Origin of the sequence: Bremerella sp. TYQ1 (assembly GCF_020150455.1) — a bacterium.
GTDB lineage: Bacteria > Planctomycetota > Planctomycetia > Pirellulales > Pirellulaceae > Bremerella > Bremerella volcania_A.
This window is the reverse complement of record NZ_CP083740.1, coordinates 4,887,138-4,911,674: the sequence shown is the minus strand read 5'-3', so window position 1 is coordinate 4,911,674 and position 24,537 is coordinate 4,887,138. Positions and strand designations below refer to the sequence as shown.

Genomic DNA, 24,537 nt, shown 5'->3' with positions numbered 1-24,537 from the left:
GGGGTAACATCCTGTTAGGGCTCGCTCGTCATGCGTTTGACCTGAATGCGAATCGGTCCGCCGGTGACCTACCGGAAATCTCATTCCCTCGCGTTTCCGACTTCAGGCTTAGAGGGTATTCCCTCTCGCATGGGGAACAACTTATCGATATCGCTTGAGCTTGCCTAGTCTTTTTTTGACAATTCTTAACCCTGGCTGCATAAACCATTTCGAATCGCCATTCGCCTGCTCAAAAGGCGCATAAAGAAAGCCGCAAGCAAAACACTTACGGCTTTCTAGTTTGTGCAGTCTAGCTCTTTTACTAGGCGACAATTTCGCTGATCTTCACCTTCGTGTAGACCTGACGGTGACCCGTCTTTCGCTTGCTGTTTTTACGACGACGGAACTTCTGGATCGTCAGCTTTTCGCCCTGGACGACACCCAGAACTTCCGCTTTGACCGAAGCACCTTCGACGGTCGGCTTGCCAACTTTGACGCCGTCTTCGCCGGAAACGAGCAGAACGTTCTCGAACGTCAGGGCATCGCCGGCCGAAGCCTCAAAGCGGAAGTCCATCCGCAGCTCTTGACCTTGTTCGACTTTGATTTGCTTACCGTCTTCTTGAATGATCGCGTACATCCGATTGAATCCAATCGAGTTCTATATTTCTGAATAGCCCCAGCAGGGCCAAATGACTTCAGGGGAAACCACACAATTTACAGGGCACTCGTCGAATTGTCGAGGGCGCGTGCCCCGAAAATTTGGGAACGAGACCAAAACCGCGGGCATCCCGATCGACGGGCCTCAACGAAGCAAGTGCCGCTGAGACACGATCAAATAACCTGTTGCCTGCAAACGACTTAACGCCGACCATTGCGAGACGTATCGTGAGGATCGGCCATGTAGACGCGGCGGCCTTCGGCATCCTTGCATTCCACTTCGACATGTTCTGGAAAAACAGACTCGCTGCCGATGATGTGAACCACCACGCGATTGTCGTCCTCGATCAGGGCGATCTCGCGGCGTTTCTTGTTGTTCAGATAGGCAGCGACTTCCTCGTTCACGCGGCAGTTAATCTGGGCCGCTTTAGGCTGCTGAGCAGCTGCGATCAGAACGCGAGTGACCTCGATCGCCATGCTTTCCGAAGACTTCACGACGCCACGGCCGTTACAGCAAGGACAATCGCGGAAGATGCTCCGCTTGAGACTTGGGCGAACTCGCTGGCGAGTCATCTCGATCAAACCAAACGGGCTCGTTCGCAAAATCTTGGTACGAGCACGATCTCGCTTCACAGCGTCCTTCAGTGCCCGCTCCACGTTCGAGCGGTGCTTTTCGCGACGCATGTCGATGAAGTCGTTGACAATCACGCCCCCCAAGTCACGCAGTCGCAGTTGGCGAGCGATTTCCTTGGCCGCCAGCAAGTTCAACTGGTAGGCAGCTTCTTCCGAGCTTCCATCGTAGCGGAAGTTACCGCTATTCACGTCGATGGCGACCAACGCTTCGGTTTGGTCGATCACAATCGAACCACCTCGCGAGAGAGGAACTTCTCGCTGGTGAATCTTGGCGATCTCTTCGTCCAAGTTGTATTTGCGGAACAAAGCTTCCTTGGCATCATGCTGATGCAGGCGATCAACAAATCGCGGCATAACTAGCTGCAGAAACTCCTTGGCAGCTTCGTACTGTTCCTGGCGATCGATATAGATGGCGTCGACATCCGCCGCGAAAATATCGCGAATGGTGCGGATGATCATGTCGCTCTCTTCGTAAATTTCGCACGGTCCCGTCGACTTGCGAATTCGGCGAACAATCAGTCGCCACAACCGCAGCAGATATGCCATGTCACGCGACAGGTCCTTCTTGGTCCGGTCCTGCCCTGCAGTACGAACGATGAACCCAAGCCCCTTCGGCGGATCAAGATCCAAGAGCGTGCCACGCAGACGGCGGCGAACCTGGTCGTCGTCGATCTTTCGCGAAACGCCAACGCGTCCGAGGGCTGGCATCAGCACCAAGTAACGTCCGGGAATGCTGATATAGGTCGACAGCGTTGGTCCCTTGTTGCCGATTCCTTCTTTGATGACTTGCACGAGGACTTCATCGCCTCGCTTGAAGATCTCTTGAATCGGTGGCTTTACGCGTGGACGTGCCCCAGGACGCTGGCGGCGTCCGCGACGCTGCTGCGTTTTGGTGCCACCACTGGATGGGCCCTCATCGTCGCCCTCATCACCGTCTTCGTCATCATCGCCGAAATCACTTCCAAATCGAGAAGCGGCGAGATCCTCTGGGCGATCGTATTGGGCCGCTGGATCGTAGCCCCCTTGGCGGAAGTATTGCGGCTCGACGTCGCTGATGTGCAGAAAGCCATTTTTGCCAACGCCGAAATCGACAAAGGCAGCTTGAATGCTTGGCTCTAGATTGACGACAACACCCTTGTAGATATTGCCGACAAAGTTCTCTTGGCTGGTCCGTTCAAGATAGAACTCTTCCAGAATTCCATCTTCCACGATCGCAATCCGGCATTCTTCCGGCTGCGATACGTTGATCAGCATCTCTTTTTTCATGAAAAGCTCGCTTTGGTGCATGGGGTCCATGACCGCGAAAGCTTTTTCGAATGAATGGGTGTCGACTGCGGTTTTCTCGATACTCCGAAGCGGAGCTGCCGAGCCCGGTCCGGATCATCTACTTTTGGCAGCTGGAAGGCGACCTCGAGGTTTTCACGCGGCTTGTCGGGTTATCCAACAGTGTGTTCCTTGGTGGGGCAACGATTCGGGGCCAACAAGCTTTGTTTGGACAGTCGCAGGAGAAGGGATCTCGCTGTCATTCTTCCGCATATTTGCCGGAGAGCTTTCGCTATCGTCCACCTATCAAAAGGCGGCATCTAATTCTGGCAGTTGGCGGTTAACGACGCGTCCGCTTCTGGGCTGGAATTCAGCATCGAAATCGGGACGTATCCGTTGGTTGCTGGTCTCGTGGAATCGAATCGTGAAGCTGACAGGCTTTTTAAAAGTCCCCGTCAACGGCACGGTTGCCTTTCGTTTCGATAAAAGCGTTCGTGTCTTGAACCTGTGTCAAGGGATCCGGCAAGTTTCGACTCACCGGACAAGTATTTTCTGTGATTTGTCTATTCGGCCCTACTTAACAGAACCTTCGCAATGCAAGCCGCTTGAGGCACTTCGTCCCTGCGGCATTAGGACTCGTCAGGAAACAATTGCCGTAAGTGCTCTCGCAGCAACCGTTTAATTTCCCAGGCGTTGTCCATGTCTCGTACGCGTACCGCCAACTCCCGGCATTTTTCGGCAGAGACGGTGCGGCAAATTTGTTTGATTTCCGGAATCGCGCTCGGCGTAACACTCAAGCTACGCAAACCCATGCCAATTAGCAACATGGTATAGACGGGATTCCCCCCCATCTGGCCGCATAACGTGACGTCGATGCCTGCCTTAATCGCTGAGTCTACTGCCATCTGAATGAGTCTCAGCACGGCCGGATCACAGCTATTATAAAGGGCGGCCACGTCAGGATTATTGCGGTCCACCGCTAATGTATACTGGACCAAATCGTTGGTTCCAATACTGATGAAATCGATTTCCTGAGCGAATCGATCCAACATTACCACGCTGGATGGGACTTCAACCATAATGCCGACTTTGAGGTCGCGGTTGAAAGCAATCGACTGTTCTTCCAGATCTTCCATCAGATCCGACAGCAACATTTTGGCCTGTCGCAGCTCGTGAAGCGTGCTGACCAATGGAAACATAACCGAGACATCGCCGAGCACGCTCGCTCGAAGAATGGCCCGTAATTGCCGACGAAATTGATCGGTATTTCGTAGCGAAAGACGAATGCTTCGCAGCCCCAGAAATGGGTTTTGTTCCGGAGGATGATCGTCGCCAAAGATCTTATCTGCACCTAGGTCCAATGTGCGGATGACGATGGGACTGCCTTGCATGTCGCGGATGACTTTGGAGTAGACCTGATAATGGTCCTCTTCCGTCGGCTCGCTATCTTGGCCGAGATAAAGAAACTCGGTTCGATAAAGCCCAACACCGCTGGCACCACGCTCGATACACGCATCGGCTTCGTGCGGAAACTCGATGTTGGCCATCAGAGTAATGGTTTCGTCGTCGACAGTAACTGCCGGCAAATCCTTGAGACCTCGGAGCCGAATCTTGGCCTGCTTTTGCTGCTCGACTTCTTTCTTGTATCGAGCAACCGTCTCGTCGTCCGGCTGAACAATGACGCGGCCTTGGTGCCCGTCGATGATAAGCGTGGTATCGGTTTGAATCTCGCGCAAGTGCGAACCAATGCCGACGACCGCCGGAAGCTCGAGCGCCTCGGCTACGATCGCAGAGTGGCTGCCTGGTCCGCCAACTTCGGTCACAATTCCACGGATATTGACCCGATCGAGGTTCGCCATCTCGCTGGGCGTCAGATCATGAGCAATCACAATCGAAGGCTGCTTGGCTGCTAACTTTCGCTTGGCATCAGCCCCAAACAAAACGTTCAACAGGCGCTGTTCAATGTCTCGGAAATCGCCGGCACGTTCCCGCAAAAATGGGTTCGGCACACGCTCAAAGAACTGAATGTATCGAGCGAACGACTGCGAAACAGCATATTCTGCCGTGTAATGTCGGTACCGAATGGAATCGACAAGCGACTCGTTGAGCTTCTCGTCACGAACCATCTGCAAGTGCGCAGAGAAGATCGCGCCGTATTGATCGCCTAGTTCCGTGGCAACTTCGTCCTGGCTGACTTGGATCTGATCGGCAACCATATCCATGGCATCCGACAGTCGCTGCAACTCGGAGTCGACGTTGGCGCGAGAGATAAAGCGGCGTGTTACTCGAGGTTGCTGGTCGTCGACCACCATGGCTTTTGCGATGGCCACGCCGGCAGAGACGGCAATCCCTTGAAGAACACGCATTCAGTTTGACTCGCTGTAACTCTTAGAAAGAACGAGGCACTTTAGAAAAGCACTACGACTCGTTCTCTTCATCATCCTCTTCCACGAAGCGTTTGACAACTTCGACCAAGGCATCGGCTGCTTTTTCAGCATCGGGACCAGTGACGATGATCGTCAGTTCGGTACCTTGCTCTGCGGCGAGCGTCATCACATCAAGGATGCTTTTGCCGCTAACTTTCAGACCGTCGCGTGTGATTTCGACTTGGGACTGATACTGCAGCGCCACTTTGACGAACATATCCGCCGGACGCGCATGCAGGCCCTGCCGATTTGGCACGACAACTTTACGTATGATGGATTCCTCGCCCATCCAACCGATGCCCCGTGTGATGGAATGTCAAATGAAATCGGGCTCGATTACCCCTGCTCGAACCCGCTCGACATTTCCGCCAAAGGATTACTTCGACGCTTAGCTACCGAATTGGTTGTTATCCGCTTCGTCCAGCAACGTCTTGATATCTTCCACCGACTTCGACTGCTTCAGGAACTTGCAGAACATGTCGTCACGCAATTGACGGGAGATGTTCTCCAGAGCTCGCAGGTGATCGCCGGGACGATCTGGCGGGGAAACCAATAGGAAGAACAGATGGACCGACTCACCGTCGAGACTGTTGAAGTCGACGCCTTCGGTGCTGACACCAACGGTACCGACCAGCTTTTCGACGCTGGGGTGCTTCGTGTGAGGAACGGCGATGCCACGACCGATGCCGGTGCTACCGAGTTCTTCACGCTTCAAAATGGCCTTGATGATACTTTCGGCGCTATCTTCCATGACATCGCCCGAGGCCACGAGACTGGCAGCCAATTCGCGGATAACGGCTTCCTTATCCTTCGACTCCAATTCCGGCTTGATTGCCTTCACACTGATAAAATCGGCAAACTTCATTAGCTAGGTTCCTTTTCGTGATGGACCGGGCCGGTAACAAGTCGTCGCAGAGACTCGGTGCCAGATGTCCAGCGTGGTTTCGCCAGCGTGGTCGATATCTTATCCCTCGAAGTTCGTTTCAGCATCCGACGGCTGTCCTTTGCCGCGGTGCGCCTTCAGCTTCTCTTTGTGCTTCCGCAGTTGCTGTTCCATCTTATGGATCGTGCTATCCAGAGCAGCAAGAAGGCTTTCCGCTTTGTCCGTTGCCACGAAATCTTCGGTCTTCTCCGCGGTCACGCGCAGTTCGACTTCCGGCTTATCGCTATGCTCCAGGTCGATGGTCACTTCGACTGCCGTGATTCGCTCGAACAAACGATTTAACTTCGAGACCTTCTCAGTAATCGTTTCCTGCGAAGCGGGACTCAAATGACCATGGCGCGTTGAAATATTGACTTGCACGTCTGAAATCTCCTGACGGGACAATCCGACTAAGTGGGGCTAAAGCTCGGGAAATCGGTTGGAATCCGACCTTGCCGACGGAGAGGTAGCCTCTGTTTCATCATCGATGCTATAGCGGAAACCACCCAGTCTACAAGCAAGGGAAGAGGCTGACAAATGGAGCGAGGCCCCGATTCGGTTCAAATTTTCGACGTTTTTCGATAAATCGAGAGCAACCATCGCGATAGCTGCAAGTCATTCACACCAACTACGATATCCCCCATGAGAGCCTATTTACGACCCAATTGTGACCAACTTCGGTCCTGCAAACCCACAAGGGAAGACTGATACGACCTGACTACCGGTGCTAGGGGGCCTCATTTCGCATAGCGAAACCGGGTCCAGAGTTTGCCTCAGGAGCGTCAATTCACAGGTGCCGTAAAGACGTCGTCGTTTGCCAGATGAAACTCCGACCACAAACGAACGGACGGTTCGGGATGCCGAAGTAGGGTTTTTAGCTGGGTTTCCGTCTCCGAATTCCGCTGGTCTTCTGAAAAACCACAAACCAGGCGGTAAACAAGACGCCCATGCTCTGGATTAGTCTGAGCCCAAACCCTTTGCGCCGTCGCCGCAAGCCCAGCATCTTGAGCCAGCAAGGACTGAACGTCCGAGAGACTTACGTGGCGACTATCGATGGTTTGTTGATTCCAAATAGAAAGCAAAGCCTCTGGCCGTCCCATCTGACATAGCAACTTCGCGGCAGAGATCTGCTCGATTGGATCGGACGACGACAATTGCTTCTGCAGCAAGTCGACAGGATCCGATGCGTGGGAAAACGCTACTGCCAATGCTTGATCTGGCACAAAGCTCGCGGAAGCAGCCACAACGCCGTCTACTTCGCCGCCGCGAACTCCAGAATTCATATTGGCGATGACGGTTTGCCCGGCACCAAGAGAGAATGGGCCCCGGCAACTCGACATCTCGATTTCGGCGAGCCCTGATTTACAGCAGATTTGAACTTCCTGATTATTCTTCGCACTCGCGAAGTCGATGCCCTCCGGAGTCACTGCGGATGTCGTCAGTTCGAGGTGCATTGCTTCCATGCTTCGGACAAGCAACTTCTGTCCAGAAACATCGAGTGCAAACTCGCTTCCAGTATCGAAGTAAATCGAGAGCTTACCGTACCGAAGGGCAGGGCGGTTTGGCTCTTGCATTATTAGTTCCGTGCCGGACGCCGCTTCAAGTTGAATATCTGCATCATTGAGCAGACATTGTCCGTGCGGTCCAACAACGACTCGCCCTGATCGCACAATTCCTTCGGGCAGTGATTTCCAGCTTTCCGACTGCGCATCGTAGTAAACCGAGCCGCTTTGCTTTTCGACGGTCCAGCCTGGCAACGAGATGCTGGTCAAGCCACCTTCCGGTTTGACGGGCATATGAAACGCAGTGGTAGCGACCTCTGGAAGAAGGTTGGGCTCAGACTCCAGCATCGCGACTTCTGGCATCGGCTCGATTGGCTCGGTCGTCGCCGCAAACGTTTTGGGAGCATCCGCCGCTTCGTTTAGGGGGCGTTTTGGCGAAGTCTCGACGTCGGCGGAACTCTTGTCTTTCCAATGCTGGGCGATCATCTCGCGAGCAGCATCCCGATTCGAATAGGCAAACGCCACCAGAGCCATCACGCTTGCCGCCAAAGCGGTAAGCCGGACAAGACTCCAGATCGGATGGCGGGCCAGCTTCTCTTTCGGCTCCGTCGCAACTCTCTCGGCGACCGGCTGCTTCGGAGGATCGCCCTGGAAAGCCAATGCCGGCAGATCAATTGCCAACTCGTCGGCTGCTTCGGGCAAAGACTGAACCGGGCCGGGCATTACTGCATACAAGCGTTGCCGTAGTTCCACTTCGATAGGAGCCGGCGTCGACAGCCACTGAGCGAGTATTTCGTGGCACGATGCAATTTCGGCCAGTAATCGATCCGAGGCAAAGCATTCATTTTCCAGCTTGACCACGCTCTCAGCATCCAAAGCATGATCAAGGTAGCGCGTCACCCTTTCCAGGCTTGCGGTACCCCGGGCTTCCAGGGCCAATGGAATGACCTCGCGTCGGGCAGCTCGATCTTTCAGATGACGTAGCAACTGACTGACGAACGGACTTTGTTCGATCTTCTGTGAGATAACTTCCGCTTGCTGCTCATTTAACAATCCATGTTCATGAGCAAGCAATGTTCGCAGTGTCAGGCGCATCCGAATCCCTGGAATTGTCTGGTCGTTTCCTTAATGGGCGTTCCTCTGGCGATGCCAAAAGAGAGGCCCAGCGAATCGTAACGCCGCGGCCGGCAATTCCCCAATAGCGGTTTGGCCGATCCACGGCCGTTAACGTTCCCCCAATTGGTGAAGTTTTTTTAGCCCAACTTTTTTGACAAGCTACAAATCGTGAGGCATGGTTAGGAAGCCAAACATTTACCCTACCTTCTAGGGTATCCCTACAACCATTTCTTCAGTGAATGCCCCGTTTCTTGTCGGGTGCTAGCGGTTGCACGGGTTCTACGAGAAAGCGTTGGCGATTTCGAAGTCAACTGGCTCAAAACGGTCTATCAGAGACGCTAGCTGCTGTCGATGAATGCTAACGGCCACACGGTTGTGGCCACGCGCAGCATGGTAGCGGCGCGACGCAGGAAGCCAGAGTGTGGAACGGATGCCAGTATCTCCGCATTGTTTGGCAGCTTTGCAGATTGTTGCTTGCAACAGCTCAAAGCAAAAGTCGTGGAGTTTTTGTCATGAAGACGTTTCTATTAGTTCCTGGTGCTTTAGCAGGATTGTTAAGTGCCAGCGCATTGTTCGCCCAATCTCCTGGCGACATGTACCAACCGTCGGCATATCGCCCTGGGGCGACCTACTATGCCGAACCAAGTGCGCCCGCCAAGTTGTGGTCGCAACCCACCTCGAATGTCAGCTATAAACCCGATGCCAGTCTCGAACCGCTTCAGGGAGACAAGGCATACATGGATGCTCTGGAAGGCAAGCCAGAGGAACTCAGTGCACCATCCATCCCAAGCACAAGCCACTCGATCATGTCGACCGGCGACTGCTCGACCGGTGAATGCTACGACGATTGCTTCGCCGAATGCTGCATGCCATGCACGACCTGGTTCGCCTACGGCGGCGGTTTGATTATGAACCGCGACCTGGAACGTGAAGTGTGGCTCAGCTACGACACCGGCGATTACTCGCGTCAAGTCATGGGCACGCACGATGCCGGCATGGACTGGACCGGCGGCTATGAAGTCCGCCTTGGCCGATACACCGGTTGCGGTGCATGGGCATGGGAAGGTGTTTTCTGGTCGCTGCGTGACACGACCGAATTCAGTGTCACCAACGCAGGCCTGACCGGTCAGCTGAACACCCCATTGGAAGATCCGTTCCAAGGCCTATCGTACGACGATGGTAGCGGCTTGGCGAACCTGGACGACTTCTTCAACAACGCTCAGATTCATCGGCTGCGTCGCAGTTCCGATTTCTACAACGTTGAATTGAACTTGTTCCAGGACCCAACGATGTTTGCCTGCAATACCGGCCACCACAGCTTCTCCGTTGGGATGCTCGGCGGTATTCGATACTTCCGATTCTCGGAAGGCATGTCGTTCTCTTCCGATCCAACGAACACAGTCTTCGATGGTGCCGCGGACGAAGTGAACTACAACATCGACGTCGCCAATAACTTGATCGGTCCTCAGATCGGTTTCATCGGTAACATGACCCACGGCAAGTGGAATGTTCACCTGGGCAGCAAGCTGGGTCTGTTCGGCAACATCATCACGCATGAATCGCGAATCTACGGTGCCGCAGGCAATGCCGTCGTCGACAACGCTCTGAGCCCCAACGACGGCCAAGAGTTTGACATCGACGCATCGCGAAGCCGCGTCTCGTTCCTCGGCGAGTTGGACCTCGGTGTCGACTACCGCATGTTCCAATGCTTCACCGTCAGTGGCGGTTACCGAGCCGTTGCCGTTACCGGCGTTGCCCTGTCGGCTGACCAGATTCCACAAAACTTTGAAGACTTCGCGATCATCGAATCGACGCAAGCTTCCAGTGACCTGATTCTGCACGGTGCTTACTTCGGCGGCGAGTTCGTCTGGTAAGCCAAATTCACGACCTGTTATGCCAAACAGAAAAAAGCCGCTCCTGCTGGGGCGGCTTTTTTTAGTTCTTGCTTGGCGAAACGGATTGTTTCGAGGTGTGGTCGCAGCAACTTCTCGGTTGTCAGCGTCGGCGAGTTACGTCGCCGCTTTCTCTTGGCTTTGCTGATACAGTTCAACAAGCGTCACTGACGGATTGCTCAGCTTGAGGACGGGAGCGAACTCTTCGTAATCCTTGTCGACTTTGTCCAAGGTTTCTGCAACCGTAGGACCGCCGTTCATGACTTTGTCGTGAGCTGCTTGGAAGCGTTCCAATTCGCTCCACGATTCATCGGCCGTTGCCGGTAACAATGCCGACAGAGCAACTGCAACGCGGCCAGGCTCTTGATTTGGATTCTCGAGATAGTCTTCCAGATCCAAGTGCGATTCGATCAACTCGGCGAAGGCTTCCGGCAAGCTCCAGCCACGAGCGATCACGCCGCCGGCTTCCGCGTGAGTCCAACCGAACGTATCGCGTTCCAGGTCGGACATGCGGGTTTGGCCTTCGCAGCGTCCTTCGATCAATGTTCGATATTTGTCGCCTAGTTCCTTGGCCAGCAGTGGAACGGCCATGTCTTGCAGCAATGCAGCGGCGAAGAGATCTTCAGCATCTTTCAAACCTAAATGCTTACCAACGGCACGAGCAAAGAGGCCGCGGCGAAGCGAATCTTGCCACAGGCTTTTAAGATCAAAAGGGCCGCTCTTAGGGTTGGGCATCAAGCTAAAGACAGCACTCCAGAGTGCAAAGTTCTTGATGGTACGAATGCCAACGAGCGTGATGGCGAGTTTTACGTTTGAGATTTCGCGAGAGAATCCGAAGTACGACGAATTTACAAACCGCAATACCTGTCCGGTCAGGCCAGGATCGGCTTCGATCGGTACCGCAAATTCGGCAGGGCCATTTTCTGGGTCCTGAGCAAGTTCCAAAAGTCGAATGGCACTTTGAGGCAACGCTGGCAACTGTGCCCCTGCAAGCAGATCTTTGAGAGAAGTATTCTGAGTCATTGTGATTTCCGTCCCGTCATTTCTGGAAGAGATATCCCCCGGTCGCTCTGTAATTCAATGCGAACCACACGTGAAATAAATAGGTCACTCCGCCCCCAAGAGCAAACGGGCAGGGACAGAAGAATCGCCTTTCCTGCGAATCGAACCGTTGTCGTCGAACCTCATGATTCAATTCCGCAACGAAGACCTATGCAACGTGTCGCAAAACGTCATCATCGTTTCTAGTGACGCTTGTCACAAGATAGACCGAAATCGCAGTCGGCCAACGAGTTAGAGAGAACTCGTACAAAAAAGACAGTTCCTGGCACGGCCCCTGCAAAATCGTTAAGGCAAAACCAATTTGCCTCATTGATTTCGCAGAAAAGTCTGCCAAGTGATGCGTCTCCTCCTGAGTAGTTTACTGATCCTGATTGCCTTGTGGCTGGGAACCTCCGTTGTCTTGCCAACGAGAGGTCCTGCGGCACAAGACGAAGTGACCGTCGTTTGGCGAAAAACGGACGAAGGCTGGCTCAGGGCAGAAGGCTGGCTGATCCAACGAGATTATCTGTACCAGGAGCCGAGCCCTCCTGTTTACCCCATGACGATCCTGCCGATGATCGTCACGCTAAGCATTGCAGCGTTAGTCCTGGGCCAGCCCCAGGACTAAACGCAGATCGAACAGACTATTCTTCTTCCTGCTCGTCGGTGGAATCGGGAATCGATTCGATCTCGGTACGCAGTTCTTCAATCTTCATCGCCAAGCGTGTCAGGTCGGGAATGTTATCCACTCCCATCTTCTTGAAGACATTGTGCCGTCGAGCCTCCACGGTCCGCAGACTCACATCCAGACGATTGGCGATCACCTTGTTGGCTTTACCAATCATCATAAGCTTCATCACGTCTCGCTCGCCGGCGTTAAGCTTTTCATAGTTCTCGCGTGCTTCGGCCGATTCCTGAGCCTCTTGCCGCCAACGTGCATCCAAGGCGATCGCCTCGTTTACCGCATCGATAATCTCTTGCTGTTGGCAGGGCTTTTCCAGAAACGTAATCGCCCCGTTCCGCATGGCCTTCACTGCGATTTGCATATTCGCGTGGGCGGAAATCAGGATCACGGGAATACGTTCTCCCATCTCGACGAGCTGCTCTTGAAGTTCAAGACCGCTCAATCCAAGCATCCGCATATCGGTGACGACACAACCGGGACGGCTTGCCTCGAACGATTGCAAGTATTGTTCAGCCGAAGCAAAGGTCTCAACTTGAAGCCCGAGCGAACGGATGAGCATTCCAATCGATTCCCGTGCCGCTGGGTCGTCGTCAATGACAAACACGGTCGGATTCGTCGGCATGGCCTGTAACCTGTTGGATGGAGGTAGGTAGCGTAAAGAAAAAGATCGTACCGTGCGGAGAAGCTGGTTCAACCCAGATCTTCCCTCCGTGCGATTCGATAATCGTTCGACTGATGGAAAGTCCCATTCCCATACCCGATTCCTTCGTCGACTGAAATGCCTCGAAGACATCGAAATTTGGGGGAATCCCAATCCCAAAGTCTCTTACCGAGATTTGCACCATTGGCTCTTCCTTGGTTTCAACCAGGGAAGCTCGAATCTCGATAACGCGTTGCGAATTGGTATCGTCTATCGCATCTGTCGCGTTGCTGATCAAATTGATCAGCACTTGTTCTATTTGAATTTTATCGACAAAAACACTCGGAGTCGAAGGTTCTATGTCCATCGTGACTTCGATGGCCTGCTCTTCCATCAGCGGCGTCAGCAATGCCACCGAGTCACTTAAGAGGTCTCTGATCTCGGAGGCCTCGACTTTAGGAGCCGTGCGGCTCACGTAATTTCTCAAGCGGCGAATGATTTCGGCGGCCCGACGTGCTTGCTGCCCGATCCGTGTCACACATTGCTGAACGCTAGGCTTGTCGATCTCATCGGCAGCCTTCAGCAGGTTTTCGCATGTACCTGCATAGTTAGAAATCGCATATAGCGGCTGATTCACCTCGTGTGCCAAACCGGCGACAAGTTCGCCCATGGCCGTCAGACGCAGAAAGTGAGCAAGCTCAGCATTTCGGCGGCGGATTTCCTCTTCGGCGTTTACCTTCTCGGTAATATCATGCACAACGCCGACAACGTGCGTGCTAAGACTTTCCGAAACATGCACAGGAGAAATCGAGATCTCGACCCAGCGATAGGCTTCCCCCTCGGTGTAAATCCGAATCGTATCGCGTGCCGGTTGCCTTGAATGAATGCCAGCGACGATTAACCGAAACCGAGCCTCGTAACGTGAATCGCATCGGATGACGTTGACCCCTTGCTGACGAACAGCGTCGCGTTGGCAGCCGACGATCTCCAAGAAGGCTTGATTACAGTCGACGATTTTCATCTCTTCGTTAGAAAGCTGGACGATAAAAATCCCATCACTGGCCGAGGCGATCGCGCGGTCGCGAATCCGCATCTCCGTCTCCGCTTCTTTCCGCAGCGTAATATCTTGAAAAACGTACTGCGTTGCCTCTTGGCCGTAGTAATCGACCGACGTCGTCATCAACTCGACATCCAGCAGCGTCCCATCGACTTGCCGCAGGACATATTCATTCAATTGTCCAGGCTTCCGATCGGTCGGGCTGGATTCGTGCGATTTATCGAGAGCTTCGACATCAGGAATTTGAAAAGCCTGGATCGTTTTGCCGACGACTTCCGAAGTCGAGTTCGCCCCCAGGCACTTCTGTGCCATGCTATTGGCTAGGACAATCTTTCCTTCACAGGCAACGACAATCGACGTGGGCGAGTGGTCGATCAACGCACGGTAGCGCTGCTCGCTATTTCGTAAAGCTTCTTCCGCTTCAACTTTTTCTCGCTGTAGATTCCATTCTCGAATCGATCGACGCGCCAAACGTGGCAGTTCAAAGAAGCCCGATTCTGATTTGACAACGTAGTCGATCGCGCCACGCTTCAGAACGTCGACGGCAGTTTTTTCGTCACCCTGGCTGGTGATGATCATCACCGGGTAACGTGCTTCTTTGCCCTGTGGTTCGATCAGGTCAGCCCCAAAGCCGTCAGGAAGCGATAGATCGACGATCACCAGGTCTGGCACCGATTCCGCGATTGCGGCCCTGGCATCTTTCAACGAGAAATGGGTCGTCAGCTCGAAGTCGTCTACTTCCGTTCGAAAGCCGCGCACAATCAGCCGCGCGTGAGCGGGATCGTCTTCGACAATCATCAAACGCAGCTTGGTTCCCATTCGTGCCCCATCTATGAAGAATAAGCGTGCTCTTCGAGCCTGCCAGGTTTCGCAGGTATCTGTGCTATGACTTCGACCCCGGAGACTGATTCATCTCGGTCCAATACTCGCCTACCGACCGCATAAGATTCACGAATTGCAGGTACTCGATTGGCTTGACGAGATAACTGTTAGCAAATCGATCGGTGGCGCCGCGAACATCCGAGTCTGCATCGGACGTCGTGAGAATAACAACGGGGATGTGCTTTAGCTCGGGATCTTCTTTTATCCGACCTAAAACCGTTAAACCGTCGAATTTCGGAATTCGCAGATCGAGAAGCACCAAGTGTGGCTGCGATCGGCGGTTCTCGTACTTTCCCTTGCGGAACAGATAGGCGAGCGCGGCTTCACCATCGCTCACATGTTCGATATCCAGCGACTCACCAAACTCGTTAAGCGTCCGCATCATCAGCTTCGCGTGGGCCGGGTTATCCTCGACCAACAGAACTCGACTGATATTGCTGACCATTACATGTCCTCTTTCAAATGCTTTCAAGCCGCCAAGCGATCATCACGCTTCGTCCGAATTCTCCTGCAATACTCTCACATATTCACCACGACGGCTTTGATTGCAGTAACGACGTTCAATCAGTATCGTCCCGAACGTAAGCAAAATCAACGTGATAAAGATCCAGGCCAAGTCACATAAAGCAGTTAACGCGGCAGGTACAGCGAGAAAAGGAGTACAAACAGCACCAATAACACTTCCCAGAATAAACCCGACAATCGCGCCAGGCCAAAAACGCTCGCGAATCCAACCGATGATCAAGCCGACGAATGCGCCGGTAATCACCATCGCCGCACTCCAGGAAACCCATTGCTCGGTCGCCACGGCCGAGCCATAGACTTCATTTGCTTGAAACGACTGAACAATCGGCATCGCAATGCGTGCCAGGATCGCCGAGAATGCGACTAGCAGCATCAAAAATATCAGAGGAAACGACTGGCCCCGCAGCATCAACAATCTTTCTTAGTACTCGCCGACTCGAAGCTGACCGTCGGCACGGTGGCCGAGTTGACGAAATGTCACCGCCCCGATCGTTTCCGAGACAAATCGCACGCTTCCATCACCTCGAGCGACATTTACGCCGCCGGGATGGTGACTTCCAATACCACCCACAAACAAAGTCGGATCGTTAGGCACCACACCAAATACACTTCGCTTCAGGGTCGGCAGAGGCAAATTCTTACCCTCAAAATCCATAAAGTCTTTTTCGGTGAACTGCTGCGGTTGAGCGTTGTCTTTCGCTTCCGCCGGCTTTTCGCCCTCTTCGGCTACTTCTTCCAGTTCCTCCTCAAAATCATCGACCGGCAAATCCATTTCGTTTGGTGTGACTTCCAGCGTCGAAAGCCATTCTGGGTCGGTATAAACATTGGGCAATGCGACTGCAGCACCACCATTGGGCGATGTGCCCGTATTGCGTAGTGTCGCCCTGGTTCCACTCATCCAGCCTAGATTGCTGGAGGGCGTAATATTGGACTCTGAAAGAAAGAGCGTAAACGCAATCCCATCGGTAAACTGATTCGCCGCTAAGGGCTTGTTCAAGATAAACGCCCCAGTATTCGACTCGTCGATAGGCAATTCGCAGTGATTATGAATGCCGTTGTAATGCGAGATTCCGACTCGATTATTCGCGCGACTTACGGGACTCGATGGACATTCCAAGACTTCCAAGCTTAAGTTCCGCGGACCGTTCTGGGCTTTGTCGTAGACGCCTTTGCTGAAATCGATATGTTCGTAGGTGGTGGTGTCACCCAAGTAAGGAAGGATCGCCGAGATCCAGTTTTGGTGATAACCCTTGGGCGCGTTTCGAATTGGCCCGGTGTCGTTAATCGTTCCGGCCGGAAAGTACTGATTCGCCGACTCATAGTTATGAACCGCAAGAATCAACTGGGCCAAGTGATTTTGGCATGAGATGCGCCTCGCAGCTTCTCGTGCCTGCTGAACGGCGGGAAGCAGCAAAGCGATGAGCACGCCGATGATGGCAATCACCACCAACAGCTCAACCAAAGTAAAACCGCGGCGTTTCCACGAATTCATTATTCTTCCTCCGACTCAGGGAGTGTGATTGTTTTTGTTCGCTGTTGACGTATGGTCTGACCGACCGACTCGCCTGCTTCGATGTCTACTTGAATCTCTCGGCGATTCGCTTCCTCGCCAGGAGATACTTTAACGACAACAGTTGCCGAGCCGCTTTGCATGTTGCTGGAAAGAGCAGCCTCCCACGTCTCCCCAGTGTAATTGGCATCGGATGCCAATCGAATTTTGGCAAGCTCGATTGCCGCCTCGCTTAATAAATCGATTTGTGGACCACTCGCTTTGCCTGATTCGCGTCGAGTTTGCTGTGCAACGTGCGTCAGGGAAGCCATGGCGATCATCGTCGCGGCAACCATGGCGATAAGGACCAGTACGCTGACAAAGCCGTTCCGATCATCTATGGCACACCGTTTCATGGCTGCCCTCCGATCGCTTGCTCGATGAGGTAATCCTCTGAGGAATACTCCAGATTACCGACGACTACGAGAACACGAGCATTGCCATCTTCGGTTTGTGAGAAAGTGACCTGACTATTTGCCAGGCCGTATCCTTCTCGCGATACTTTCTTCGTATCGCGTTCCGTTTCGGTTCGCGTTATCAGTCCTTTCTCGGCGGCAAACACGACCATGGAATCGGCTAACGTCAACTCCAGCCTACCATCGCTGGGGATCTGAATGCTTTCTGCTTCGCGTGCATCACGACGAAACTGTTCATCCAGCCTGCGAATGCCGACCTGAAGGTCTAACGCTTGCTGAGCTTCGCGGGCCCGGATCTGGCTTTCGTGGACGAGCTTAATTGCCAACGTTGCAATGACGCCTCCGACAGCCATAATCACTAGCGTCTCTATCAAGCTTGTCCCGTATCGTCGAGAACGGCTCATGGGCTGGCCTCCGCGGTTTCTTCCATCGCCCCTTGGAATCGCCAGACAGTAAGCGAATACTCAGGCAGCTTTGGTGACTTCGGATTCCACGTCAAATCGATGCGAACCCCCGAAGCTGGATCAGTGATTATCTGCACATCTGCATGAAGCGTTTCCGGTGGCAATTCCAACTCTTTCTCTTGGGCGTCGGCCCATTGGCCGATCGCTTGCTGCGTGACGATATCGACGTCTGCCGATTGGATACGCTGCGCAAGATTATTGAGCGTTTGCTCGGCGGTTAATTGGTGCTTTGCCAAACCAAGACGCGCCGACTGGACAACGTGAATTGAGAGCAATGTCGTCAACATCACGGCCAGCACCGAGAGCGCAACAACGCACTCGATTACGGAAAGCCCAGGTTTTGAGACGGGACGAATCATTACAAAAACGACAAACGCTATAACGACAAATTAGTAATCAGGTTGATAATTGGCAGGAAAACCCCGATAGCGGCAAACAAGACTGGCATTGCGGCCAGAATGACCAAAACCGGCAATGCAATTTTCATTGCAGGAGCCATTCGCTGCAAATGACGCCGGCGTTTGCCGATGGAAATCTCCTTCAACGCCCAAGCCAAGTTGCCGGCTTTTTGAGCCGAGGTGGCCAGTGCGGCTTCTCCGCGGTTCAAGATACGCTCGGCGCGCAGCGCATCGATCCAATCGCCCCCTTGTTGCTGCTGGTAATAAACATGGCGTGCCACTTTGCGAATTCTGCTGGAGGGAAACTTCGCTTTAATGACTTCCAAGGAACTCTGTAGGGGCAGTTCAGCCGCAACGACGACCGACAGGACATTTAAAAGTCGACACTCATTGATCGGCCCATGAACCCAGCGTAGTCGCCACGGAAGTTCACTCATCCAGCCAAATTGAACTATCACCATTAAAATGAAAAACAGCGAGGCGACTGGGATGATGAAATACAGGCACCATAAAATAATTTCCGTCGACCACTCGCTCCATCTCCACAAAGCGGGGAACCCACTCGCGTTGAGATCGAACTCTTCCATGATCTGATATAAGTACGGTTTGATTTTGCGGTCGGTAAATGACAACAACGCCAGCTGAAAACTGCCAACCAAAACCACGGTAATTAAACCACCAAGGAACAAGTCCAAGTTACCGTAGTTGGTCGTATCGTCGCGAGTAAATTGCTTCGAATGCCGATTGATGTCGTCGACACTTCCCAAAGCGCGGCCGAGCTCCAACGTCATGAGCGTTTCCGCAGGCAGAAATACTCGCGCAACACGAGCCGCTTCGACGAGCGTCATACCAGCGCCGAGCGCCTTGGCGAAACGATCTGCCTTGCGTTGCTGCATGCCAACCGCTTCCTGACGATATGCCACGGCACTAGAAATCGGCGAGATCCCTTTCTCCATGCCTGCCATAACAATGGAAACGAGACTGCGGTTTTCCATTACCCGGTATCGCTGAAGCCCGAAACCGAAAAACACCAGGCTAACTACCGGAACGAGAATGACGGCGACAAAACCGGAAACACCGATCCACCATCCCAAACCACCAATACAGATGAACATCCATGCTGCCAGACGCAGTGAGCGTCGCAGAAAGGAAGAGCCTTCATGGGTAGTGCTATCCCACTGATTCGCCAGGATCAGAAGCACTATCCCAAGCAGGACTGCCATCCAAAGGTTCTGTAGGTGATAAAGCAATTCCATACGTCTTACGTCAACGCTTGAATAAGGTCGATCAGTGGCGACACCAACACGGCAAGTCGAACGGCAGCCCAGAATAGGGCCGCCAAAACGATGATGGTAATAAATGGCGGTCCGATCTTACGAATCAGCTCACGCCGTAATGCAAGTCGCTCTTTCAACAATAACTCGGCGCTTCCTAACGCGTCATCCAGTTGGCTGGTCGTTTCTCCCCAGCGAATGAGCGGCAAAATCGATGTCGGAATATCGAGCGAGTCTTGCCATACTTCGGTAAGCTTCTTACCTCGCTCCATTTCCTCGGCCCATAGCGGCACAAGCTGAGCAAAACGTCGGCTTGCGATGGCGCCTTCCAACAACCGCAGCGCAGTCGGCGTGGCGATTCCCTGGGCAACCAAAAGACGCAGCTTGATAATCAAGTCCAACGATTCGTACCACCAGAAGATCTTGCCAATCAGCGGCATGCTCCTTCGCAGCATCGATGTCTGCGCAGGCGTCAGAAATGCAGGAATCAAAAAGATGCCTACCACGCCCAACAAAAAGAAACTGGTCCAAGAGATCGTTGGCGACTGAAAAATGGCAGGGTCGAATGACAGATCTAATTCGAAGTCCTCGTAAATCGAAAGGAATTGCGACTGAATCATGGGCATGATAAAGACGTTCAACAGATCAACCACCAACAGCGTGACGGTCGCCAATAGCATGGGATACGACAATGCCGCCCACAAGTCTCGCCAATATTCGCTTCGCCAGTTCTCCTCTTCCAGTAACTCGAACAGCGTATCTCCCAAACGCTGCGACTTGATACCCGCGATTAAGATGCACTGGTGATACTTGGGCAATCGAACGAAGCTCAGTTCATGCTCCGCTAATGGGTTTCCCCCGGAACGGACTTCCTTGGCCAATTGCCGTAGCGTTTGCCGAAGCTTTCGATGAGAAATTTCCTCTGCAAAGGCCTCTAGCCCGTCGTCTAACGGAAGGCCAGCTTTCGAAAGTTCTCCGATATATCGCAGCAGTTCTAACGACTCGGCATGACTAAGTTTGATCGGTGATGCTGGCTTGGGCGTCGCTTCGTCTTTCGAAACATCTACCGTCGACGCGCCGCCGAGGGACGAGCGATCAGGTTCGTGATTCGAGGAATCGGAAGGTGACGGCATGAACGAAACGCGGAAGGAAAACAACTAAGCGGGAAGAACAAGTACGTGCCGCATAATTCCGATCCAAGGAATGAACAGCATCATGGCATAAAGAATGACGACGAAGCCACCGATGACCAACGTGGCATAAATAGGAAGCTGATTTTGGATCCACAAGCTTTGGCGACGAGCTTTCGCGTAGTACCGCTGGCCTGTCAACGCAAGACTATTCGCGAGCGCTTCCGGTTCCTGCTGAGATCCTAACAGCCAACGACTAAGCGGATTCAGTTCCTCAGGCGCTGACTTGATATCCCCCTTCTCAATCCGTTCGGCCCATTCGCGTCCGAGCTGCATCATGCGGCGACTTCCCGTGGCTTCGGTCGCCAAACGAACAGCTTCCGGCAATGGGCACTCGTGCCGAATCATCAAACCCATCAGGTCAAATACCATCGCCCACTGGCAGTTACGAGCCACTTTCTTGGCGCCTGGAAGTAGCCAAACCACGAAACCGTCTCCTAAAAAAAGAAACGACGGCCACACTTGCAACAAGGTGATACAAAACAACAACGCTCCCCCAAGAGGAATCAGCGCAATAAACAGGGGCTTGAGCGCCGAGAAGAAATCAATCGAGCGAACAATGTAGGACGTCTCTGGCAGGAACGAATCGACGCAGATCTCGCGCATCATTCGCAGCTGCTCCATGCCGACGGTCATTCCAAACAGGCCCGCTAGAATCAGCAGAATCGCGGGATAAACCGAAGCGGTCAGGTACGAAATCCGTACTTTCTGAATACGACGAGCCGTCGCGGCCACATCTTCTAGTGCAGAGGTAAGCCGACCACTTCGCAGTCCGGCAGTTACGACGGCCCGATACATGGGCGGAAACCCGCTGCCCAACTCATCGATCGCTTCGTCCAGGGGCTGACCGCTGGATAATCTCTTCGACAGATCTTCACCCAATTGGCGAAGGCGGCCGGAAAGCTCTTTGCTCATCCGCCCTAAATGCGGATCGAGAGGGAGTTCGACACGCGATAAAGAAATAATCTCGGCGTTTAAAGCCAGAATATCTTCCAAACGGTATGATGGACGTGTCGAAGCCACACACAGTCTTTCCAGGGGCAAGAATAGAAAAGTCGCCGCTCCTTATTCTAACAACGAATCCCCCTCGACGGAAGAAAACCAACACTTTGTGCAAATTCAATTTTCTTCTAACATTGCTCGTGGCATTGCCGATTTGGGGCTGCCAACGGTCTGCCCCAGAACCAACGACGCATCAGCCCTCGCCGATTCGAACGACCAACGCCCAGCCTGAGGGCCCAGACGCACATGCAACTCAAGCGGACAACTCGGCATCTACCTCAGAAAAACAGGCGCCTGTCATCTTTCAAGATTCCAACGGTTCACTCCAACTCTCTCCCCTCACCGCCCAGCTTTCCGGAGAGAGCCTAATGCTCGACGATTGGGATCAAATCACCGGCTTCCAACATCGAGACCAGCAGGCGATCTGGCGAGCGAAGATCACCGCGGCAGGCAATTACCGCATCGAGGTCGATGCGATTTGCACCAGCCCTACACAAGAGGCCCGCATGCGGATTTACGTGGGGGAGAAGCTTTTCGTGGAAGACTTGCTCTTGCTGAGCGATAACCCGGAATCGGTGGCGACGACAACTCTCGGCGAACTGCCGCTCGGTGCCCCGGAAACGTACCTGATTTCCGCCGAGATGGTAGGACTTCCATTGATCGGAAAATTGGCGATTCGTGAGATTCGCCTGATACCGACGGGGGCTGAAGCTTCGCCATTGCCGAAGTTCTCGATTACGGAAGATTCGGCGGGGACAAACTAGCAAAAGCCAAAACTATTTTTGCTTTCGCTGCTGCTGAAGAATCGAAACGATAAAGAACATCGGTCACCTCTCGCTATTAGTTCTGTGGCTGAAACTTATTCTAGGCACAACCAAAACAGCTGCACTGTGGTTTGCCGAATCTCGACGAGAGTGGGTCTCTACTCTATCCATCGGCCAATCTCGGCGGCGTTGATTGGACAAAACGAAAAGTTTTCTTTTCCGAGGTCCCTGCTGCACAAACAATCGCCAACCGCAACTCTCGTTTTCGTGACCTAGCCAGTAAGACGCTAACGCTCCGGTGCAGGGGGATTGCATGGCGCCAGCAAATTTCGCAAGATTTCTCAAAGCCCATTGCACTTTTCTCATTGTCTTGCTCCTTGTACGGGTTAACCTCAACAGTTTGCCCGCTCGTCATGCCCCGCAACCATTCACAGGCACCCCATGCTTGATACGGTCATCATCTTAGGCTCCTTCGTCTTTTTCACGGCTTTAGTCGGTTTGATTACCTGGCTGCTGACACGCAAAGACGACCATGGATCTTCTGCTGGCTACTTCCTTGCCGGGCGGTCCCTTACCGGCGGCTATATCGCAGGCTCTTTGATGTTGACCAACCTGTCGACCGAACAGTTGGTCGGCTTGAACGGTGCTGCTTTTAAAGACGGGATTTGCGTGATGGCCTGGGAGGTCCTCGCCGGCACGTCGCTCGTGATCATGGCCCTTTACTTCCTGCCGCGATACTTAAAAAGCGGGATCGCCACGGTTCCCGAGTTCTTGGAGGAACGCTTCGGCGATTCAACGCGAGCCATCACTTCGCTCATTTTCATTGTCGCTTACGCCGCTATCTTGCTTCCGATCATCCTTTACACCGGAGCCACAGGGCTGACCGGCATTTTGGATGTGAAAGGGATCCTTGGCTTTGAAGACGCGGCCGTTGCCGCGGACGCATCTTCCGGTGCCATGTCGACAGCTGACTACACGATCCTCTGGGGTGCCGTCTGGATGATAGGTATCATCGGTTCGATCTATGCAATTTTCGGTGGCCTTCGAACCGTTGCCATTTCCGATACGCTCAACGGGTTCGGCCTGTTGGTGGGCGGGTTTCTGATCTTGTTTTTTGGTCTGAATGCCATCAATAGCGAAAGCATCTTCGGAGCTGTCGAAGAGCTCTATCAAGCCAACCCCGAAAAGTTCAACTCGCTCGGTGGACCAGAATCGTCGGTTCCTGTTTCGACACTCTTTACCGGCGTTCTGCTGCTGAACTTGTTCTACTGGTGTACCAACCAGCAGATCATTCAACGAACCTTCGGAGCGAGCAGCCTCAAAGAAGGCCAAAAGGGCGTCTTGCTGGCAGGCGTATTGAAGATCCTTGCTCCGCTGATTCTCGTTATCCCCGGCCTGATCGCTTTTCACCTGTATGGCGAATCGATCGCTAAGAATGACATGGCTTACGGAACACTTGTCAGCAACGTGCTTCCGACTTGGCTGGCAGGCTTTTTTGCTGCTGTCATGGTGGGTGCCATTCTCAGCTCGTTCAACTCGGCACTTAACAGCACCGCGACTCTGTTCAGCCTGGGCGTTTACAAGCAAATGCTGCATCCCGACGCCTCGGACGAAAGCGTTATTCGATCGGGCAAAATCGCAGGCACCGTGCTCGCATTAGCTTCGATGACGATTGCACCGCTGCTTGCCGGGCAAACAAGCATTTTTGGCTATCTTCAAAAGATGAACGGGCTGTACTTCATCCCAATTTTCTCGGTCGTGCTTGTCGGCATGCTCTCGAAGCGTGCTCCGAAGATCGCGGCAGACATCGCGCTCATCTTTGGCTTTATTGCCATTGCAGTGTTCTACTTCCTGATTCAGCCGATGACCGATGGAGCAGCGGTCGACTTGAACAAACCGTTCTACGACTTCCACTTCCTGGGGCTGATGTTTGTGACGCTAGTCGGCTTCCAGCTGATAATGGCTCGCGTTAGTCCGCGTGATACACCGTACGAACAAAAGGATTCTGGCGCCGTCGATATGACCCGTTGGCCGTTGGCGAAACCACTTGGCATTGCCTTGATTGTCGTCGTGTTCGGGATCTACTCGTTCTTCGCGCTGATCGACAAGATCTTCCCCGTAACGCCAGAACAGCAAGCCGAAGCGCAAGCACAAGCGGCTCAAGTCGACTAAACGATCCGCATTCGATCCACCCGAGAGGGCTTGGGCTTAACGGTCTGGCAGGACGTCGGCTCAAGTCCTCTATTTTTTTCTTGGCGAT

Annotated in this window: 23 protein-coding genes; 4 read left to right on the top strand and 19 right to left on the bottom strand. The window is 53.3% G+C overall.

Translation table 11 applies throughout. From position 1 onward, the window contains the following. Window positions 1-301: 301 nt before the first annotated feature. The 7 genes from rplU to LA756_RS19890 form a co-directional block, all read right to left on the bottom strand. Complete coding sequence (rplU, locus tag LA756_RS19920) at window positions 302-616, bottom strand: 50S ribosomal protein L21 (protein WP_224436484.1); 315 nt, start codon at window positions 614-616, stop codon at window positions 302-304. Between the two features lie 221 nt (window positions 617-837). Beyond that, window positions 838-2,535 carry an Rne/Rng family ribonuclease gene (locus LA756_RS19915; RefSeq protein WP_224436483.1) on the bottom strand — a complete coding sequence of 566 codons (1,698 nt, stop codon included), beginning with the start codon at window positions 2,533-2,535 and terminating at the stop codon, window positions 838-840. 626 nt (window positions 2,536-3,161) lie between these two features. Beyond that, a complete protein-coding gene (ptsP, locus tag LA756_RS19910) occupies window positions 3,162-4,898 on the bottom strand; it encodes a phosphoenolpyruvate--protein phosphotransferase (protein WP_224436482.1) in 1,737 nt (578 codons plus the stop codon). A 52-nt stretch (window positions 4,899-4,950) separates the two neighbouring features. Next, the gene (locus LA756_RS19905; protein WP_224436481.1) at window positions 4,951-5,247 is read right to left on the bottom strand and encodes an HPr family phosphocarrier protein; all 297 of its coding nucleotides are present in this window, start codon (window positions 5,245-5,247) and stop codon (window positions 4,951-4,953) included. A gap of 99 nt (window positions 5,248-5,346) precedes the next feature. Continuing rightward, window positions 5,347-5,823 (bottom strand): PTS sugar transporter subunit IIA, encoded by a 477-nt coding sequence (locus LA756_RS19900; protein ID WP_224436480.1) that lies wholly within the window; start codon window positions 5,821-5,823, stop codon window positions 5,347-5,349. A gap of 99 nt (window positions 5,824-5,922) precedes the next feature. Beyond that, the gene (raiA, locus tag LA756_RS19895) at window positions 5,923-6,261 is read right to left on the bottom strand and encodes a ribosome-associated translation inhibitor RaiA (protein WP_224436479.1); all 339 of its coding nucleotides are present in this window, start codon (window positions 6,259-6,261) and stop codon (window positions 5,923-5,925) included. 401 nt (window positions 6,262-6,662) lie between these two features. Then, window positions 6,663-8,477 carry a hypothetical protein gene (locus LA756_RS19890; RefSeq protein ID WP_224436478.1) on the bottom strand — a complete coding sequence of 605 codons (1,815 nt, stop codon included), beginning with the start codon at window positions 8,475-8,477 and terminating at the stop codon, window positions 6,663-6,665. 533 nt (window positions 8,478-9,010) lie between these two features. Here LA756_RS19890 and LA756_RS19885 point away from each other — a divergent pair. Continuing rightward, window positions 9,011-10,372 carry a BBP7 family outer membrane beta-barrel protein gene (locus LA756_RS19885; protein ID WP_224436477.1) on the top strand — a complete coding sequence of 454 codons (1,362 nt, stop codon included), beginning with the start codon at window positions 9,011-9,013 and terminating at the stop codon, window positions 10,370-10,372. Between the two features lie 135 nt (window positions 10,373-10,507). Here LA756_RS19885 and LA756_RS19880 read toward each other — a convergent pair whose 3' ends face one another. Continuing rightward, window positions 10,508-11,413, bottom strand: coding sequence for an HDOD domain-containing protein (locus tag LA756_RS19880; RefSeq protein WP_224436476.1), 906 nt, complete (start codon window positions 11,411-11,413; stop codon window positions 10,508-10,510). Window positions 11,414-11,786: 373 nt separating this feature from the next. Here LA756_RS19880 and LA756_RS19875 point away from each other — a divergent pair, with 373 nt between their 5' ends. Next, window positions 11,787-12,059 (top strand): hypothetical protein, encoded by a 273-nt coding sequence (locus tag LA756_RS19875; RefSeq protein ID WP_224436475.1) that lies wholly within the window; start codon window positions 11,787-11,789, stop codon window positions 12,057-12,059. Between the two features lie 16 nt (window positions 12,060-12,075). Here LA756_RS19875 and LA756_RS19870 read toward each other — a convergent pair whose 3' ends face one another. The 11 genes from LA756_RS19870 to LA756_RS19820 form a co-directional block, all read right to left on the bottom strand. Continuing rightward, window positions 12,076-12,738, bottom strand: coding sequence for a response regulator transcription factor (locus tag LA756_RS19870; protein ID WP_224436474.1), 663 nt, complete (start codon window positions 12,736-12,738; stop codon window positions 12,076-12,078). Next, complete coding sequence (locus tag LA756_RS19865) at window positions 12,707-14,632, bottom strand: PAS domain S-box protein (RefSeq protein WP_224436473.1); 1,926 nt, start codon at window positions 14,630-14,632, stop codon at window positions 12,707-12,709. The genes LA756_RS19870 and LA756_RS19865 overlap by 32 nt, the downstream gene beginning before the upstream one ends. Window positions 14,633-14,696: 64 nt before the next feature. Beyond that, window positions 14,697-15,140 carry a response regulator gene (locus LA756_RS19860; protein ID WP_224436472.1) on the bottom strand — a complete coding sequence of 148 codons (444 nt, stop codon included), beginning with the start codon at window positions 15,138-15,140 and terminating at the stop codon, window positions 14,697-14,699. A gap of 42 nt (window positions 15,141-15,182) precedes the next feature. Further along, window positions 15,183-15,629: a hypothetical protein gene (locus tag LA756_RS19855; RefSeq protein ID WP_224436471.1), complete on the bottom strand. Its 447-nt coding sequence runs from the start codon at window positions 15,627-15,629 to the stop codon at window positions 15,183-15,185. A 12-nt stretch (window positions 15,630-15,641) separates the two neighbouring features. Further along, window positions 15,642-16,712: a DUF1559 domain-containing protein gene (locus LA756_RS19850; protein WP_224436470.1), complete on the bottom strand. Its 1,071-nt coding sequence runs from the start codon at window positions 16,710-16,712 to the stop codon at window positions 15,642-15,644. Continuing rightward, window positions 16,712-17,125: a hypothetical protein gene (locus LA756_RS19845; RefSeq protein WP_224436469.1), complete on the bottom strand. Its 414-nt coding sequence runs from the start codon at window positions 17,123-17,125 to the stop codon at window positions 16,712-16,714. Before LA756_RS19845 ends, LA756_RS19850 begins: the two co-directional genes overlap by 1 nt. Continuing rightward, a complete protein-coding gene (locus LA756_RS19840) occupies window positions 17,122-17,589 on the bottom strand; it encodes a type II secretion system protein J (RefSeq protein WP_224436468.1) in 468 nt (155 codons plus the stop codon). The genes LA756_RS19845 and LA756_RS19840 overlap by 4 nt, the downstream gene beginning before the upstream one ends. Beyond that, a complete protein-coding gene (locus LA756_RS19835) occupies window positions 17,586-18,008 on the bottom strand; it encodes a hypothetical protein (RefSeq protein WP_224436467.1) in 423 nt (140 codons plus the stop codon). The genes LA756_RS19840 and LA756_RS19835 overlap by 4 nt, the downstream gene beginning before the upstream one ends. Before the next feature lie 17 nt (window positions 18,009-18,025). Next, window positions 18,026-19,270 carry a type II secretion system F family protein gene (locus tag LA756_RS19830; protein WP_224436466.1) on the bottom strand — a complete coding sequence of 415 codons (1,245 nt, stop codon included), beginning with the start codon at window positions 19,268-19,270 and terminating at the stop codon, window positions 18,026-18,028. Between the two features lie 38 nt (window positions 19,271-19,308). Next, window positions 19,309-20,454, bottom strand: coding sequence for a type II secretion system F family protein (locus LA756_RS19825; RefSeq protein WP_224436465.1), 1,146 nt, complete (start codon window positions 20,452-20,454; stop codon window positions 19,309-19,311). Between the two features lie 24 nt (window positions 20,455-20,478). Continuing rightward, on the bottom strand, window positions 20,479-21,534 hold the full coding sequence (locus tag LA756_RS19820) for a type II secretion system F family protein (RefSeq protein ID WP_224436464.1): 1,056 nt from the start codon (window positions 21,532-21,534) through the stop codon (window positions 20,479-20,481). Between the two features lie 347 nt (window positions 21,535-21,881). On the opposite strand from LA756_RS19820, the gene LA756_RS19815 reads away from it, so the two are divergent. Then, window positions 21,882-22,277 (top strand): hypothetical protein, encoded by a 396-nt coding sequence (locus tag LA756_RS19815; protein WP_224436463.1) that lies wholly within the window; start codon window positions 21,882-21,884, stop codon window positions 22,275-22,277. A gap of 441 nt (window positions 22,278-22,718) precedes the next feature. Next, window positions 22,719-24,449 (top strand): solute:sodium symporter family transporter, encoded by a 1,731-nt coding sequence (locus LA756_RS19810; protein WP_224436462.1) that lies wholly within the window; start codon window positions 22,719-22,721, stop codon window positions 24,447-24,449. The last annotated feature ends 88 nt before the right edge of the window (window positions 24,450-24,537 follow it).